This is a genomic window from Niveispirillum sp., assembly GCF_017996735.1.
Lineage (GTDB): Bacteria > Pseudomonadota > Alphaproteobacteria > Azospirillales > Azospirillaceae > Niveispirillum.
The window spans coordinates 1-16,250 of sequence record NZ_JAGOGJ010000140.1; the positions used below are offsets into that span (position 1 = coordinate 1).

The window sequence follows — 16,250 nt, forward strand, 5'->3', positions numbered from 1 at the left end:
GTGTTCCAGAATTACGGACTTTATCCGCACATGACGGTTGCGGAGAATATCGCCTATCCGCTGAAACTGGCCGGCGTCCCCAGGGCGGAACGCAGCCGCCGTGTGACGGAAGCCGCCGCGCGGGTGGAACTGACCCCCTATCTGGATCGCCGCCCCGCCGCCATGTCGGGCGGCCAGCGGCAGCGTGTGGCGCTGGCCCGCGCCATCGTGCGTCAGGCCCGGCTGTTCTTGATGGACGAACCCCTGTCCAACCTGGACGCCAAGCTGCGCGGCACCATGCGCTCCACCCTGCGCGCGCTGCAGCGTGATTTGGGCATCACCACCATCTATGTCACCCATGATCAGGTAGAGGCCATGACCATGGCCGACCGGGTGGTCGTGATGGAGAAGGGCCGCATCCAGCAGATCGGCACCCCGGCCGATGTCTATCACCGGCCTGCCAACCTGTTCGTCGCGGGTTTTCTGGGCGCACCGCCCATGAACTTCATTGAGGGCGAGGTACGCGATGGCCGCTTCCAGGCACCCGGCATCGCCATGCCGACCGGCACCGGCGCGGCCGTTCCGGCCATCCTGGGCGTGCGGCCGGAGAATATCCGGCTGGCGGACCCCGCCGGGTCGATGGCGACGGGGCGGGTGCGGGCGGTGGAATTCCTGGGCGATGCCTCCCTGCTGCTGATCGACCGTCCAGATGGCGGCGGCCTGACCGCGCGTGTCGCCGTGGCGGAAGTGCCGCCTGTCGGGGCCGTTGTGGGCCTGGACTTCGCCGTGACCCGCCTGTTCGCGCCGGCGACGGATGGCGGGCAGGCGCTGGACGACTGACCATCATGACCATGTCCGACCCGCATTGGCTGGATATCGGCGGCATCCGGGCAGCCTATCGGCAGGGCACGCTGACGCCCCTGGAACTGGTGCGGGCGCTGCTGGACCGGATCGACCGGATCGATCCGTTGCTGAACAGCATCGTGCATCTGGATCGGTCCCAGGTCCTGTCAGAGGCGGAAAGCGCGACCGACGCGTTGCGGGCGAACCGGCCGGTGGGGCCGCTGCACGGCATCCCCATCGGCATCAAGGACATCATCGATGTCGCGGGCCAGCCCACGACCTGCCATTCCCGTTTCCTGCTGGACAACATAGCCACGCACGATGCGGCGCTGGTGTCACGGCTGCGGGCGGCCGGCGCCATCATCATGGGCAAGCTGGCCACGCATGAATTCGCCATTGGCGGCCCCAGTTTCGACCTGCCCTTCCCGCCCGCCCGCAACCCCTGGAACCGGAACCATCATCCCGGCGGGTCCAGCAGCGGGTCGGGCGTGGCCGTGGCGGCCGGCCTGATGCCTGCCGCCATCGGCACCGACACGGCGGGATCGATCCGCAACCCGGCCAGCGGCTGCGGCATCGTCGGGTTGAAGCCCGCCTTCGGGGCGGTGCCGCTGGACGGGGTCTTCCCCCTGGCTCCAAGCCTGGATCATGCCGGGCCGCTGACCCGCAGCGTGGCCGATGCGGTCCTGCTTCTGTCGGTCCTGTCCGGCGAACCCGTGCCCGCCCCAGCCCCGGTTCACGGTCTGCGCATCGGCTTCATCCGCCATTTCCACGAACGCGATGTGCCCGCCACGGCGGAGATGATGGCAGCACTTGAACAGGTGGCAAGCCGCCTGACGGCCGCCGGCTGCAAGGTTGCCAGCGTCGAGGTGCCGCCGCTGCAACGGTTCGCGGCGGCCAACCTGACCATCATGCAAGCGGAGGCGGCGGCCATCCATGCCACCCGGCTGCGGACCTGGCCGGATCGGTTCGCGGCACGCACGCGCGACGCCCTGTTACCCGGCCTGGAAATCGATCCGGCCACGCTGGCGGCAGCACACACTGAAAGGGCGCACCTGACCGATGCGCTGTTATCGGCAACGACCCCCTTCGACGTGCTGATGACGGCCAGCAGCATGGATGTCCCCGCGCGCATCCTTGATGACAAGGCCATCACCCGTGGTTATGGCCTGCAAGCCCGCACCGTGTTCAATCTGACCGGCTGGCCGGCCATCGTGTTGCGGGCCGGCATGTCGACCGCTACCGGCCTTCCCCTTCCGGTGCAGTTCGCCGCACCCAAGCGCCGGCAAGACAGGCTGTTTGCGGTGGCGGCATGCTGGGAACGGGTGGGCGGCGGGGACAATCGAACCGTTCCCATCGCCTGAAAGGCTGTGCCGTCAGGACAGCGTGCGCAGCCAGGCGGCATGGGCCTGCAGCATCTTCACCGGCTGGTCGCGGAACGGGTCGTGCCCGCAATCGCACAGATCCAGGCGTGTAACGGGGCCGCCGACCCGCCTTTCGATCCGGTCCAGCTGGTCCAGCGTCCCGTACTCGTCCTCCACCCCCTGAATCAGCAGGGTGGGACAGCGGATGCCGGACAGGTGATCCTCGATATTCCAGGACCGGAAGGACGGCCGCAGCCAGGTATCGGCCCAGGCCAGGAAGATGCCGCGCGGGTCATCATGGTGGCGGGCCAGCCGTTCCACCATATTGGTCTGCATGAAAATGTCCCGCGCCGCGCGCACGCCCGCGACGGTGACATCCTCCACCAGCACATGCGGCGCTACCGCCGACAGGCCGCGCACGGGCCAGCGCCCGTCACCGGCATGGATCAGGGCGATGGAGGCGCCGTCACTGTGCCCGATCAGCACCGGATCAGTGATCCCCTCCGCCGCCAGCACTTCCGGCAGCACCACCAGCGCCTCGTGATGCAGATAATCATCGCCGCGCGGAGTGGTCAGGGGGCTGGAATGGCCATGGCCGCGTCGGGAATAGATGATGGCGCCGCAGCCGCTGACAGCGGCCAGACGGCGGGGAAAATCCCGCCACAACCCCATGCTGCCCAGCCCCTGGTGCAGGAAGACCAGTACCGGAAGCCCGGCCCGCGCCGGCGCGATGCGGTCGATTTCAAGAACGCCGCCGGCGATGTGAAGCGTTGACATGGATAATCCCGGAACTGAAGGGCCGGGCGGCAAACCGCCCGGCCCCTTGCGTCAGACAGCATTCATGGTCAGCAGGTCGTAGGTTGCCACCAGTTCATTGTCCTGGTTGGTGACCGCGACATTCCAGCGGACCTCGCCCATTTCCGGTGTCTTGGCGGTCTTTTCCCGCGCGGTCAAGGCCACCTGGATACTGTCGCCCGGCTTCACCGGCTTGATGAAGCGCAGGCTTTCCAGCCCGTAATTGGCCAGAACGGGACCCGGCGGCGGGTCGACGAACAGGCCGGCGGCAAAGGACAGGATCAGATAGCCATGGGCCACGCGCCCACCAAAGATCGGGCTGGCCTTGGCCGCCTCCTCGTCCATGTGGGCATAGAAGGTGTCGCCCGTGAAATGGGCGAAATGCTCGATATCCTCCAGCGTGATGGTGCGCGCCGCCGTCTTCTTCGTATAGCCGATGGGCAGTTCACCAAAGCGCAGGCGGAACGGATGCACCTCCCCTTCCCGCCGGGACGCCCCGGTCAGCCAGGTGCCCGTGACCGCCGACAGCATGTCGGGCGATCCCTGCAGGGCCGTGCGCTGCATGTAATGCTTCACGCCGCGAATGCCGCCCATCTCCTCCCCACCGCCGGCGCGGCCGGGACCGCCATGCACCAGCACCGGCAGGGGCGAGCCATGGCCCGTACTTTCCCTGGCACAGTCGCGGTTCAGGATATGGATGCGGCCATGGAAGGACCCCAGGCCCAGCAGCAGTTCCGTCGCCGCTTCCGAACTGTTCGTGACGATGGACAGGGCCAGCGAGCCCTTGCCCCGGTTGGCGATGGCCGCCGCATGGGCGACGTCGCGATAGGGCATCAGCGTCGCCACCGGCCCGAACGCCTCCACCTCGTGCAGCAGTTCCGCCCTGTCCGGATCGTCGGCGCGCAGCAGGACGGGCGCGATGAAGGCGCCGCGTTCATCCGTGCCGGCCACCGGAGCGGCATCGCCATGGACGATCCGCGCCTCCCGCGACAGCAGCGCCACCTTGGACCGGACGTCGGCCAGTTGCGAAAGGCCGACCAGGGCACCCATGGTCACCCCTTCGCGGGCCGGGTCGCCCACCACCACTTTAGACAGCGCGGCCGTCAGCGCGGCCTGCACGTCGTCGATCAATACGGCGGGCACCAGGGCGCGGCGGATGGCTGTGCATTTCTGCCCGGCCTTCACCGTCATCTCCCGCGCCACCTCCTTCACGAACAGCGCGAATTCCGGGCTGTCGGGCGTGGCATCGGGGCCCAGGATGGCGGCGTTCAGGCTGTCACGCTCCGCCACGAAACGCACGCCTTCGCGGGCGATGGCGGGATGGTTCTGCAGCTTCGCCGCCGTGTGCGCCGACCCGGTGAAGGACACCACGTCCTGGCCCGTCAGATGGTCGAACAGATCGCCCGTGCCGCCCACGATCAGTTGCAGCACGCCCGGCGGCAGCTGGCCCGTTTCGATCATGACGCGGAAGGCCGCCTCCGTGACATAGGCCGTGGCCGTGCCCGGCTTCACGATGGCCGGCACGCCCGCCAGCAGCGTCGGCGCCAGCTTTTCCAGCATGCCCCAGACGGGGAAATTGAAGGCGTTGATATGCACCGCTGCGCCCTGCAGCGACGTATAGACATGCTGGCCGATGAAGCCGCCGCGCTTGGACAGCACCTCCGTATCGCCATCGATCAGGATGCGGGCATTGGGCAACTCGCGCCGCCCCTTGGACGCATAGGCGTAGAGCGTGCCGGCCCCGCCCTCGATATCGATCCAGTTGTCGGTGCGCGTGGCGCCCGTGTGGACGGCCAGGGCGTAAAGCTCCTCCTTGCGGGCCATGATCGCCTCTGCCAGACCCTTCAGCAGCCGGGCGCGCTCATGAAAGGTCATGGCGCGCAGGGCCGGACCGCCGACCGTGCGGGCATGGTCCAGCATGGCGGCAAAATCCAGCCCATCGCTGCCGGTGGTCGCGACGATCGACCCGTCCAGGGCCGACGAGATCTCGACCCGGCTCGTTTCCGCCTGAACCCACTGGTCGCGGACGTAATTGCTCAGATGCAGCATCAAATGATCCTCCCGGAATCCTTATCGACCCGTAAAACGGGGCTGGCGCTTCTCCAGAAAGGCGGCCACGCCTTCCCGGTAATCTTCGGTGCGGCCCAGGGCGCGCTGGTGGTCGCGTTCGACATCCAACTGCTGGTCCAGCGGCACGGACCAGCCGGCGCGGATGGCCTGCTTGATGCGGGCCAGACCCTGCGTCGGCGCCTGCGCCAGCCGGGCGGCCAGGGCGGCGACGGTGCCCGCCAACTCGGCATCATCGACCACATCCCAGATCAGGCCCCATTCCTTGGCCTGATCCGCTGGCAGCGGCATGCCCGTCAGCGCAAGGCCCAGGGCGCGGGCCTGCCCGATATGGCGCGGCAGGGTCCAGGTGCCGCCACTGTCGGGCACAAGGCCGATATTGGCGAAAGGCTGGATGAATTTGGCGCCGCGTGCGGCGATCACGATATCACAGGCCAGCGCAATATTGGCCCCTGCCCCCGCCGCCACGCCATTGACGGCACAGATCACCGGCAGCGGCAGTTCCGTCAGGCGCCGGATCAGCGGGTTATAGCGGTTTTCCAGCGATTCCCCCAGATCCACCCCATCGCCCCCCGGCGACACGGCCCGGTCGGACAGGTCCTGCCCGGCACAGAAGCCCCGGCCCGCGCCTGTCAGCACCAGGGCACGCGCGGCCCCCGGTTCCGCCACACGCGCCAGGGCATCGGCCACCTCCGCATGCATCTGCACCGTGAAACTGTTCAGCCGGTCCGGCCGGTTCAATGTCAGGCGCGCGACGCCGTCGGCGATCTCAAACAGGATGGTCTCGAACATCAGAACAGCCCAGCCATATGGATGCGGCGAGCCGTCCCGCCGCTGGATAATTAATAGAATGACCGGTCAATCAATTATTGACAAGCCATAATTTCGGCGCTTACCTGTCCATCATGCGAACCATTCCGAAAAAAGAGGCGCCCGTGGGCGTCGTCGGTGCGGGCGCCATGGGCGCCGGCATCGCTGAAGTCGCGGCGGCCGCCGGCCACCGCGTGGTGCTGCTTGATGTCGGCGCCGCGGCGCTGGACCGGGGGCGCGGCATCATCGATGCCTCCCTGGCCGGCCGGGTGAAACGGGGCATCCTGACGGGGGAACAGGCGGACGATATCCGTTCGCGCCTCACCTTCACGCAGGATATCGGCGATCTGGCCGCCTGCGTCCTGGTGGTGGAAGCCATCATCGAACAAACGGCCGCAAAGGCTTCGCTGTTCGCCCGGCTGGAAAGCGTGCTGGCCCCGGACGCGGTCATCGCTTCCAACACCTCCTCGCTGCCCATTTCCGGGCTGGCCACCAGCCTGCAACGGCCGGAACGGTTCGTCGGCCTGCATTTCTTCAACCCCGCCCCGGTAATGAAACTGGTGGAGGTGGTGACCATCCGCGACAATCCCGCGACCCTGGGACCGATGCTGGCCGACCTGATGCGGCGCTGGGGCAAGGTGCCGGTACTGGCGGCCGACGTGCCGGGCTTCATCGTCAACCGCGTGGCACGGCCCTTCTATGCTGAGGGGTTCCTGGCACTGGGCGAAGGGCTGGACCCGGCTGCCATCGACCATGCGCTGAAGGTGGCGGGCGGCTTCCGCATGGGGCCGCTGGAACTGGCCGACCTGATTGGCCATGACATCAATTACGCGGTTGCCGGCTCCATCCATGGCGCCTATGCGGGCAAGACACGGTTCCGCCTGCAACCCGCACAGCAGGCGCTGGTGGAAGCGGGGCGGCTGGGCCGCAAGACGGGGCGCGGCGTGTTCGTGGCGGGGGAAAAGCCCGTGCCGCCGCTGGAACCGCCCGCCCCCGCCCCCGGCCGCCTGCATTTCGGTGCCGGGCTGGACGCGCTTCGTGACGCCGCCACCGCCGCCGGCCTGTCCGTGGTCACCGACCCCCGCCTGCCGGCCGGCAGCCTGGAGATCGACGGCATCCGCGTCAGCCTTGGCGATGGCCGATCAGCCGCCGGCATGGGGCGAGCAGACGACAGAACGCGGGTCATGCTGGACATGGCACGGGATTTCGCCACCGCCGGGACCCTGGTTGCCAGCCTGACCAATCCGGACGATACCGCCGCCCGCACCGCTTTCGCCGGTTTCGCCCAGGCGCTGGGCAAGGGCGCGCTTTTGCTGCCGGACCGGCCGGGCGGTCTGGTCCTGCGCACGCTGGTGCAACTGGCCAATGCCGCCGCCGATGCCTTGGCCGACCGGGTGGCCGATGCCAACGGCATCGATGCCGCCATGGTCCATGGCGCCAACCATCCGCAAGGTCCTCTGGCCTGGGTGGCGCAGGTTGGTACGGCCCGCGTCATCCAGGCACTGACCCATCTGGCCGCCGAAACCGGCGACGACCTCTATCTGCCCGGCGCTGGCCTGGGCATCTGAACATCGGAGAGCAGTATCATGGCCGACGCCTTTATCTGTGACGGTCTGCGCACGCCCATCGGGCGCTATGCGGGCGCCCTGGCGCCCGTGCGCGCCGACGATCTGGCCGCCATTCCCATCCGGGCGCTGCTGGAACGGCAGCCGTCCCTGGCCGGCGCCCGGTTCGACGATGTGATCCTGGGCTGCGCCAATCAGGCCGGCGAGGATAACCGCAATGTCGCCCGCATGGCGGCACTGCTGGCCGGTCTGGGCGAGGCTGCGCCGGGCACCACGGTCAACCGGCTGTGCGGGTCCGGCCTGGACGCCGTGGGCATTGCCGCCCGCGCCATCAAGGCAGGGGAAGCCGACCTGATCCTGGCCGGCGGCGTGGAAAGCATGAGCCGGGCACCCTTCGTCCAGGGCAAGGCCGACAGCGCCTTTTCGCGCGAGGCACGGATCTTTGACACGACCATCGGCTGGCGCTTCGTCAATCCGCTGATGCACAAGGCTTTCGGCACCGACAGCATGCCGGAGACGGCGGAAAACGTGGCCGATGATTTCGCCATCGCCCGCGCCGACCAGGACGCGATGGCCCTACGCAGCCAGGCCCGCGCGGCGGCGGCACAGGCCAACGGCCGGCTGGCAGCGGAGATCACGCCTGTCACCATTCCTCAGCGCAAGGGCGCGCCGATCATCGTGGACCGCGACGAACATCCCCGCGCCACGACGCTGGAGGCGCTGTCGGCCCTGAAACCCATCGCCCGTCCGGACGGCAGCGTCACGGCGGGCAATGCGTCAGGCGTCAATGACGGCGCGGCCGCCCTGATCGTGGCGTCGGCAGCCGCTGTGGAACGTTATGGTCTGATCCCGCGCGCCCGCGTGCTGGGCATGGCCACGGTCGGCGTGCCGCCGCGCATCATGGGCATCGGCCCCGCCCCCGCCAGCAAGACCCTGCTGGACCGGCTGGGCCTCTCCATCGCCGATATCGACGTGATCGAGTTGAACGAGGCCTTTGCCGCGCAGGGTCTGGCCGTGCTGCGCCAGTTGGGCCTGCCCGACGACGCGGAGCATGTGAACCCCAATGGCGGCGCCATCGCGCTGGGCCATCCGCTGGGCATGTCGGGCGCCCGGCTGGTCATCACAGCCACCGAGGAATTGCAGCGTCGGGGCGCCCGCCGCGCGCTCTGCACCATGTGCATCGGGGTGGGCCAGGGCATCGCTATGGTTCTGGAAAGGGTGTGAGGCTAGCGGGGCCGTTTCGCAGCGGCCCCCGACATCCAACCAAAAACCCCCGGAAACTTTCACATAATTAATTGACCGTCTGGTCGGTCTATTATAATCTCCCCTCAGAGATCAGCGAGAGGCAGGGCCATGTATACGACGGAGTTGCAGAAGCAGGCCGGCGTCACCACCGCCGAACCGGCGGAATTGCTGGCCGCGTTCGAGGCGCGGGTGGCGGCGGATGAATTCATCGAGCCGAAGGACTGGATGCCCGACGCATACCGCCGCACGCTGGTGCGGCAGATGTCGCAGCATGCGCATTCCGAAGTGGTCGGCATGCTGCCGGAGGGGAACTGGATCACCCGCGCGCCCTCGCTGCGGCGCAAGGCCGTGCTGCTGGCCAAGGTGCAGGACGAAGGCGGGCACGCGCTCTACCTCTATTCCGCCACCGAAACGCTGGGCACCTCGCGTGAGGAGATGATCGACGCGCTGCATAGCGGCCGGGCCAAATATTCGACTATCTTCAACTATCCGACCCTGACCTGGGCCGATATTGGCGCCATCGGCTGGTTGGTGGATGGGGCCGCGATCATGAATCAGGTGCCGTTGCAGCGCACCTCCTACGGCCCCTATGCCCGTGCCATGGTGCGCATCTGCAAGGAAGAGAGCTTCCACCAGCGCCAGGGTTACGAGATCATGATGGCGCTGGCCGTCGGCACGCCCGAACAGAAGCGCATGGCGCAGGATGCGTTGAACCGTTGGTGGTGGCCGTCGCTGATGATGTTCGGTCCGCCCGACGACAATTCCCCTAATTCCGCGCAATCCATGCGCTGGCGCATCAAGCGCGACACCAACGACCAGCTGCGCCAGAAATTCGTCGATGTCACGGTGCCGCAGGCAGAAGCCATCGGCCTGTCGGTGCCCGATCCCGATTTGAAATGGCACGAGGATACGGGCCATTACACGTTCGGCGCCATCGACTGGGAAGAATTCTACGCCGTGGTGCGGGGCGAAGGCCCGGTGGCGCGGGAGCGGATGCAGGCAAGGCGCAAGGCCTGGGATGACGGCGCCTGGGTGCGCGATGCGGCCACGGCCCATGCGGAAAAGCGCAGCCGCCGGCAAGCCGCCTGACCGACGGTCATTTGCGGTGACCGTCGGTCAGGCGGCGACCGCTGGCCCGCCGAGCGTGCGGCGTAAGCCAAGGGCGCGGATGCGCCCGCCCGGCGGTTGAGGGAAAACTTTAGACAAGGGAAAAATCATGTCCCAGCAATGGCCTCTGTGGGAAGTGTTCATCCGCACCAAGGGCGGTCTTTCCCACCGGCATGTCGGGTCGGTACATGCCGCCGACCCGGACATGGCCATCCGCCATGCCCGCGACACCTATACCCGCCGCATGGAAGGCGTCAGCCTGTGGGTGGTGCCATCGGCCGCCATCACTGCGTCGGACCCGGCGCAGGCCGGGCCGCTGTTCGAACCGGCCGCCGACAAGGTCTACCGGCATCCGACCTTCTATACCGTGCCGGACCATATCAAGCATATCTGAAGGCGGGCCGTTCCCATGTCCGATCAAGCCTATTTCGACTATCTGCTGCGTCTGGGCGATGACAGCCTGGTCCTGGGCCAGCGCCTGGGCGAATGGTGCGGACACGCGCCGACGCTGGAAATCGACCTGTCGCTGGCCAATGTGGCGCTGGACCTGATCGGTCAGGCGACCTACCTGCTGGGCCATGCCGGCACGGTGGAAGGGGCGGGCCGCGATGCAGACCGCCTGGCCTTCCACCGCGACGCGCTGGATTTCCGCAACTGCCTGCTGGTCGAACAGCCCAACGGCGATTTCGCCCAGACCATGGCGCGGCAGTTCCTGTTCTCCACCTATCAGCGTCTGCTGTTCCAGGAACTGGCCGGCTCGACCGACGCCGATCTGGCCGCCATCGCCGCCAAGGCGGTGAAGGAAGTGGCCTATCACGCCGATCTGGCCGCCGGCTGGGTGGTGCGCCTGGGCGACGGGACACCGGAAAGCCATCGCCGCATGGCCGGCGGGATGGAATGGATGGCCCGTTTCGTGGACGAGCTGTTCGTGATGGACGCGCTGGAAACCGGGCTGCATGCGCGCGGGCTGGCCGTGGATCGCGCGGGCCTTCGCCCCGCCTTCGACGCCACCGTGGCCGCCACGTTGGCCGAGGCGACCCTGCCCCCCCTGCCCGCCCACCGCCCGGTGACCGGCGGACGCAAGGGCCATCACACCGAACATCTGGGCCATCTGCTGGCCCCGATGCAGCACCTGCAGCGCACCTACCCCAACGCCGTGTGGTGAGGCCATGACCGGGACCATCGATGCCCAGGCGGTGATGGATGTGCTGGCGACGGTGCCGGACCCGGAAATCCCGGCCGTGTCCATCGTCGATCTGGGCATCGTGCGCGGGGTGGATGCGGCGCGCGGTGCGGTGCGGATCACGCCCACCTACACGGGCTGCCCCGCCACGCTGGCCATCGAACAGGCCATCCGCCATACGCTCGCCGCCCATGGCATGGGCCACCTGTCGGTGGAAACCGTGCTGTCGCCGCCTTGGACCACCGACTGGATCAGCGCGGAAGGCCACGAAAAGCTGCGCGCCTATGGTATCGCCCCGCCATCGGGGCCGGCCTCGCTGCCCGCCGGCTGCCCCCGCTGCGGATCGATGCGCACGGTGGAGGTCAGCCGCTTCGGCTCCACCCCGTGCAAGGCGCTGTGGCGTTGCCAGGACTGCCTGGAACCGTTCGACCGTTTCAAATGCCATTGAAGGACAAGCAACCATGTCCACCGGCTTTCATGCCCTGACCATTTCCCAGGTGCGGCGCGAGACGGCGGACGCCGTATCACTGTGCTTCACCGTGCCGGACGCGCTGAAACCGCTGTTCGCCTTCAAGCCGGGCCAGCACCTGACCCTGCGCGCCGATCTGGACGGCCAGGACGTGCGCCGCAACTATTCCATTTGCGCTGCCCCGCAGGAAGGCGAGTTGCGCGTGGCCATCAAGCGCGTGACCGGCGGCCTGTTCTCCGGCTTCGCCAATGCCGGCCTGATCGCGGGCGCCGTGATGGAGGTGATGCCGCCGCATGGTGCCTTCACCTGGACCTTTGATCCGGCGCATGCAGGCCATTATGTCGGCTTTGCCGGCGGATCGGGCATCACGCCCGTGCTGTCGCTGCTGAAAACGGCCCTGCTGACGGAACCGAACAGCCGCTTCACCCTGCTGTACGGCAACCGCGACACATCCTCCATCATCTTCCTGGAAGAACTGGCCGCCCTGAAGGACCGGTTCATGGGCCGCCTCTCCATCCTGCATTTCCTGGAAGATGAGGAGGAAGAGGTCGAACTGTTCAACGGACGGCTGGACGCGGCCAAATGCGCCGACCTGCTGGACCGCGTGATCCCCGTGGCCGATGTCACGGCCTTTTTCATCTGCGGCCCCGGCCCCATGATGGATGCGGTGGAGAAAAGCCTGCTGGATCGCGGTGTCGCGCGGGAGAAGGTGCTGCTGGAACGGTTCACCATCGACCGTCCCGACGCCGCACAGGTCGCCGCCACGGCCGCCCGCGCGGCGGAAGCCGCCGGGGCCAAGGTCACGCTGGTGCTGGATGGCCGCCGCCGGTCCATCACCTTCGACCCCGCCCTGGGCAATATCCTGGAAAATGCCCGCGCCGCCGGCCTGCCGGCCCCCTATGCCTGCAAGGCCGGGGTCTGCGCCACCTGCCGGGGCAAGCTGGTCAGCGGCAAGGTGGAGATGGGTGCGAATTACGGACTGACCCAGGCGGAGGTCGATGCCGGCTATATCCTGACCTGCCAGTCGGTGCCGGTCGGATCGGACGTTGTGGTCGATTATGACGGATAAGCCCGATCTGCTGATAGAGCGGCCGGAACCGGGCCTGCTGCTGCTGCGCCTGAACCGGCCGGAACGGCGCAACGCCCTGGCCACGCCCCTGCTATCGGCCCTGGCCGATGCGCTGGCGGCGGCCGTCGATGATCCCGACGTGCGGGCCGTGATCATCACGGGCGACACCAAGGTCTTTGCCGCCGGCGCCGACATCCGCGAACTGGCCGCGTCGGGTCCCGATGATCCGCCGCACGGGCCGCGTCAGGTGGCCTGGGACACGATCCGGCACTTCCCCAAGCCGCTGATCGCGGCGGTGGAGGGCTGGTGCCTGGGGGCGGGGTGCGAGCTGCTGATGTGCTGCGACCTGTCGGTCGCGGGTACCGGCGCGCAGTTCGGCCAGCCGGAAAGCAGCCTGGGCATCATCCCCGGTGCCGGCGGCACGGCTACCCTGACAAGGCTGGTCGGCCGCACGCTCGCCATGCGCATGGTACTGACGGGCGAAAGCATCACGGCCGAGCGCGCCCTGGCCGCCGGTCTGGTGGGAGAACTCGTGCCGGCCGGTCAGGCGCTGGACCGCGCCCTGGATCTGGCCCGCCTGATCGCCGGACGCGCGCCGCTGGCGCTGGCCGCCGCCAAGGCCAGCGTCCGGGCGACGTTCGACCTTCACCATGGCGAGCATCTGCGCGACGAACGCCGCTATTTCCTGGCACTGCTGGGCACCGAGGACAAGCGGGAGGGCGTGACCGCCTTCCTGGAGAAACGCAAGCCCCAGTGGCAGGGGCGATAGAGGAGAGATCCATGAAGAAGCTGATCGCGCTTTACCGCAAGCCCGCCGATGTCGAAGCCTTCCTGACGCATTACAACGAGGTGCATCTGCCGCTGGTGGCGAAGACCCCCGGCCTGCTGCGCACCGTGGTGAACCGCGTCACCGCGTCGCCCATGGGCGGGGAACCGGCCTTCTTCATGATCGTGGAGATGCATTATGCCGACGAGGCCAGCTTCGACACGGCCATGAAATCGCCGGAGAACCGGGCCGCAGGCAAGGACCTGATGTCCTTTGCCCGCGACATCGTCACGCTGCTGGTGGCGGAAGAGGGCTGATCCTAGTCCCCCCGCGCCTTGTCCAGGGTCACATGGCCGCCCCCCAGCCGGGGGCGGTCTTTTTCCATTTCGGTCAGGGGCTGCACTTCGGCCAGGGTTTCACGGCAACGGCGGACAAGCCCGTGATACTCGGACGTGCCGTGCGACTTCCATTCGATCTCCTGCGCCGACAGCTCGCGGACGACACGGGCCGGCGTACCGGCGACCAGCATGCGCGGCGGCACCTGCATGCCGGCCTTCACGAAGGACATGGCGGCCACCAGTGCCTCCTCCCCGATCACGACATTGTCCATGACCACGGCGTTCATGCCGACCAGGGCGTTGCGCCCGATGCGGCAGCCATGCAGCACGGCGCCATGGCCGATATGCCCGTCCTCCTCCACCACGCACTCGGCGTCGGGGAAGGAATGCATGACGCAATTATCCTGCACATTGGCCCCGCGCTCCACGATCAGCCGGCCGAAATCGCCGCGCAGGGACGCGCCCGGACCGATATAGCAGCCGGGACCGATGATGACATCGCCGATCAGGCAGGCCGTGGGATGGACAAAGGCCGTGGGATCGACCACGGGCACCAGTCCGTCGAAGCTGTAACAGGGCATAAGGTTTCCTTCCTTGTTTTTGGTTGCCGGGCGGCGGCTTATGCGCCATCACCGGCTTTGTGATCGGGTTTCGGAGACGTTAAAGGCATGGCACGCAAACAGGCAGCGGATTACGAACAGCGGCGGGAAGCGATCATCGACCACGCCGCCGATCTTTTCGCGATCAAGGGCTTCCTCGGCAGCTCCGTTGCCGATCTGGCCGACGCCTGTAACACCTCGAAGTCGCTGATATACCATTATTATCCGTCGAAGGAGGATATCCTTCACGCCGTCATGTCGTCGCATGTGGAACAATTGTCGGCGGCAGCGTCGGAGGTGGCCGCCTCGGCCCTGGACCCCGCTTCGCGGCTGTCGCAGCTTTCGCGCCGCTTCATGCGGCTTTATGTCGGGGCCGCCGCACGGCAGAAGGTGCTGCTGAACGATATGGTCCACCTGCCGCCCGACCGCCGGGCGGAAATCGTGACCGGACAGCGCGCGCTGGTCGGGCTGGTGGAAACCATCCTGGCCGACCTGCACCCGCCGCTGGCGGACGACGCGGCCCGGCGCAAGGCGGCCGCCATGCTGTTCTTCGGCATGATCAACTGGACCCACACCTGGATGCGGCCCGACGGCCCGCTGGACGCCGACGCGGTGGCCGACATGGCCACATCCATGGTGCTGAAAGGGATCGGGGGGGTGTGATCAGCCATCCCCCCGGGGCCAACTTTCCAGCACCTGCACAAAGCGGGACAGCCAGGCATTGGTCTGGTGCCCATCGACCACACGATGGTCGATGGTCAATGTGACATAGGCCATGGGCCGGATCTGGATCGTGTCCTGACCCTCCACGTCCCGCACCACCACGCGTTTTTCCAGCTTGCCGACGCCCAGGATGGCCGATTGCGGCTGGTTGATGATGATGGGAGTGGCCAGCAGGGAACCGGAAACCCCATGGTTGGAGATGGTGAAGGTGCCGCCACGCATGTCGGCCGGCACCAGCCGGCCCTGGCGCGCGCGTTCGGTCAGGTCCTGAAGACGGGCGGCGATACCCTGCAACGACAGTTCCTGACATCCCCGCACCACCGGCACCACCAGCCCTTTGTCGCCCAGAGCCGTGCCGATGCCGATATTCACCTCGTCGAAGATTTCCAGCCGGTCATCATGCCAGCGGCTGTTGAGGACGGGCGTCCCCTTCATCGCGGCCACACAGGCGGCAATGAAATAGGCGGTGAAGGTCAGGTTGACGCCCGCCTTCTCGAACGCCGCCTTGTGGGCGCGGCGATGGGCCATGATGGCGCTGAAATCGGCCTCGAACACCGCCGTGACATGCGGGGCTCCGGACAGGGATTGCGCCATATGGTCGGCAATGTGCCGCCGCATATGGTCATGTGCGATGCTGTGGGAACGCACGCCGGGCGGCGAAGGCGCCGAAGCGGGTGCAGGTGCAGGTGCAGGTGCAGGAGATGGGGCCACCATCACGGGCGGGGCCGTCACCGGCTCCGGCTGGATCGTGACCGGGACCGGTGCCGCGTCACGGGCGGCGGCGGCACGTTCGATGTCGGCGCGGGTGACGCGGCCGGCGATGCCGGTGCCGGTCATGCCGGTCGGATCGATCCCCAGTTCCCGTGACGCCCGCTTGGCCGATGGCGACAGCCGGGTTTCCGTCGCGGGCGGCGGTGCCTGATCATCGGCAGTTGGGGCGGCAGCTTCCGCCTCCCCAACCGGACGCAGCCGGCCCAGCAGGGCGCCGGGTGCCGCCTCACCATCGCTGTCCAGCAGGATTTCGGCCAGGATGCCGGCGGCGGGCGATGGCACCTCCTGCGTCACCTTGTCGGTTTCCAGTTCCACCAGCGGCTCGTCCACCGCCACCCTGTCGCCCACCCGCTTCAGCCAGGCGCGCACGATGGCCTTTGTCCCCTCCTGTTCCAGGGGGGCCAGAATATCGATCACTTGTCGTTTCCCCGTTTCAGAAGGCGATCAGGTCGTCGATGCGGGCGCGGATGCGCTCCACCGACGGTACGGCCCAGTCCAGCAGGACGGGATTATGCGGGCTGGGAATGTTGGGCATGGTCAGGCGGGCCACCGGCGCATCC

Annotated in this window: 17 protein-coding genes; 12 read left to right on the top strand and 5 right to left on the bottom strand. The window is 67.7% G+C overall.

The annotated features are described in order from the left end of the window. The coding region (locus KBA48_RS27470) for an ABC transporter ATP-binding protein (RefSeq protein ID WP_292911885.1) at positions 1 to 819 on the top strand (819 nt) is incomplete at its 5' end. Between the two features lie 5 nt (positions 820 to 824). Then, positions 825 to 2,183, top strand: coding sequence for an amidase (locus KBA48_RS27475; protein WP_292911886.1), 1,359 nt, complete (start codon positions 825 to 827; stop codon positions 2,181 to 2,183). 12 nt (positions 2,184 to 2,195) lie between these two features. On the opposite strand, the gene KBA48_RS27480 is transcribed toward KBA48_RS27475, so the two are convergent. Genes KBA48_RS27480 through paaG form a run of 3 tightly spaced genes read right to left on the bottom strand, consistent with a single transcriptional unit; the run spans position 2,196 to position 5,837 of the window. Beyond that, positions 2,196 to 2,960 carry an alpha/beta hydrolase gene (locus tag KBA48_RS27480; RefSeq protein ID WP_292911887.1) on the bottom strand — a complete coding sequence of 255 codons (765 nt, stop codon included), beginning with the start codon at positions 2,958 to 2,960 and terminating at the stop codon, positions 2,196 to 2,198. A 51-nt stretch (positions 2,961 to 3,011) separates the two neighbouring features. After that, the gene (gene paaZ / locus KBA48_RS27485; RefSeq protein ID WP_292911888.1) at positions 3,012 to 5,027 is read right to left on the bottom strand and encodes a phenylacetic acid degradation bifunctional protein PaaZ; all 2,016 of its coding nucleotides are present in this window, start codon (positions 5,025 to 5,027) and stop codon (positions 3,012 to 3,014) included. A gap of 21 nt (positions 5,028 to 5,048) precedes the next feature. Further along, positions 5,049 to 5,837 (bottom strand): 2-(1,2-epoxy-1,2-dihydrophenyl)acetyl-CoA isomerase PaaG, encoded by a 789-nt coding sequence (gene paaG, locus KBA48_RS27490; protein ID WP_292911889.1) that lies wholly within the window; start codon positions 5,835 to 5,837, stop codon positions 5,049 to 5,051. A gap of 143 nt (positions 5,838 to 5,980) precedes the next feature. On the opposite strand from paaG, the gene KBA48_RS27495 reads away from it, so the two are divergent. From KBA48_RS27495 to KBA48_RS27535, 9 genes are all read left to right on the top strand, one after another. After that, positions 5,981 to 7,423 (top strand): 3-hydroxyacyl-CoA dehydrogenase NAD-binding domain-containing protein, encoded by a 1,443-nt coding sequence (locus KBA48_RS27495; protein WP_292911890.1) that lies wholly within the window; start codon positions 5,981 to 5,983, stop codon positions 7,421 to 7,423. An 18-nt stretch (positions 7,424 to 7,441) separates the two neighbouring features. Then, positions 7,442 to 8,644, top strand: coding sequence for a 3-oxoadipyl-CoA thiolase (gene pcaF / locus KBA48_RS27500; protein WP_292911891.1), 1,203 nt, complete (start codon positions 7,442 to 7,444; stop codon positions 8,642 to 8,644). 129 nt (positions 8,645 to 8,773) lie between these two features. Next, entirely contained in the window at positions 8,774 to 9,754 is a 981-nt protein-coding gene (gene paaA, locus KBA48_RS27505; protein ID WP_292911892.1) for a 1,2-phenylacetyl-CoA epoxidase subunit PaaA, read from the top strand. 127 nt (positions 9,755 to 9,881) lie between these two features. After that, entirely contained in the window at positions 9,882 to 10,166 is a 285-nt protein-coding gene (paaB, locus tag KBA48_RS27510) for a 1,2-phenylacetyl-CoA epoxidase subunit PaaB (RefSeq protein ID WP_367273885.1), read from the top strand. 15 nt (positions 10,167 to 10,181) lie between these two features. Continuing rightward, a complete protein-coding gene (gene paaC, locus KBA48_RS27515; RefSeq protein ID WP_292911893.1) occupies positions 10,182 to 10,937 on the top strand; it encodes a 1,2-phenylacetyl-CoA epoxidase subunit PaaC in 756 nt (251 codons plus the stop codon). Between the two features lie 4 nt (positions 10,938 to 10,941). Further along, positions 10,942 to 11,403 (top strand): 1,2-phenylacetyl-CoA epoxidase subunit PaaD, encoded by a 462-nt coding sequence (gene paaD, locus KBA48_RS27520; RefSeq protein ID WP_292911894.1) that lies wholly within the window; start codon positions 10,942 to 10,944, stop codon positions 11,401 to 11,403. Positions 11,404 to 11,416: 13 nt separating this feature from the next. Further along, the gene (gene paaE, locus KBA48_RS27525) at positions 11,417 to 12,493 is read left to right on the top strand and encodes a 1,2-phenylacetyl-CoA epoxidase subunit PaaE (RefSeq protein WP_292911895.1); all 1,077 of its coding nucleotides are present in this window, start codon (positions 11,417 to 11,419) and stop codon (positions 12,491 to 12,493) included. Continuing rightward, positions 12,483 to 13,262 (top strand): enoyl-CoA hydratase-related protein, encoded by a 780-nt coding sequence (locus KBA48_RS27530; protein ID WP_292911896.1) that lies wholly within the window; start codon positions 12,483 to 12,485, stop codon positions 13,260 to 13,262. Before paaE ends, KBA48_RS27530 begins: the two co-directional genes overlap by 11 nt. 11 nt (positions 13,263 to 13,273) lie before the next feature. After that, complete coding sequence (locus KBA48_RS27535) at positions 13,274 to 13,576, top strand: EthD family reductase (protein WP_292911897.1); 303 nt, start codon at positions 13,274 to 13,276, stop codon at positions 13,574 to 13,576. Positions 13,577 to 13,578: 2 nt separating this feature from the next. Here KBA48_RS27535 and KBA48_RS27540 read toward each other — a convergent pair whose 3' ends face one another. Next, complete coding sequence (locus KBA48_RS27540; protein WP_292911898.1) at positions 13,579 to 14,178, bottom strand: phenylacetic acid degradation protein PaaY; 600 nt, start codon at positions 14,176 to 14,178, stop codon at positions 13,579 to 13,581. Between the two features lie 87 nt (positions 14,179 to 14,265). On the opposite strand from KBA48_RS27540, the gene KBA48_RS27545 reads away from it, so the two are divergent. After that, positions 14,266 to 14,859 carry a TetR/AcrR family transcriptional regulator gene (locus tag KBA48_RS27545; RefSeq protein ID WP_292911899.1) on the top strand — a complete coding sequence of 198 codons (594 nt, stop codon included), beginning with the start codon at positions 14,266 to 14,268 and terminating at the stop codon, positions 14,857 to 14,859. Here the strand turns inward: KBA48_RS27545 and KBA48_RS27550 are convergent, their stop codons facing one another. Then, complete coding sequence (locus tag KBA48_RS27550) at positions 14,860 to 16,107, bottom strand: 2-oxo acid dehydrogenase subunit E2 (protein WP_292911900.1); 1,248 nt, start codon at positions 16,105 to 16,107, stop codon at positions 14,860 to 14,862. It abuts the gene before it with no gap. Between the last annotated feature and the right edge of the window lie 143 nt (positions 16,108 to 16,250).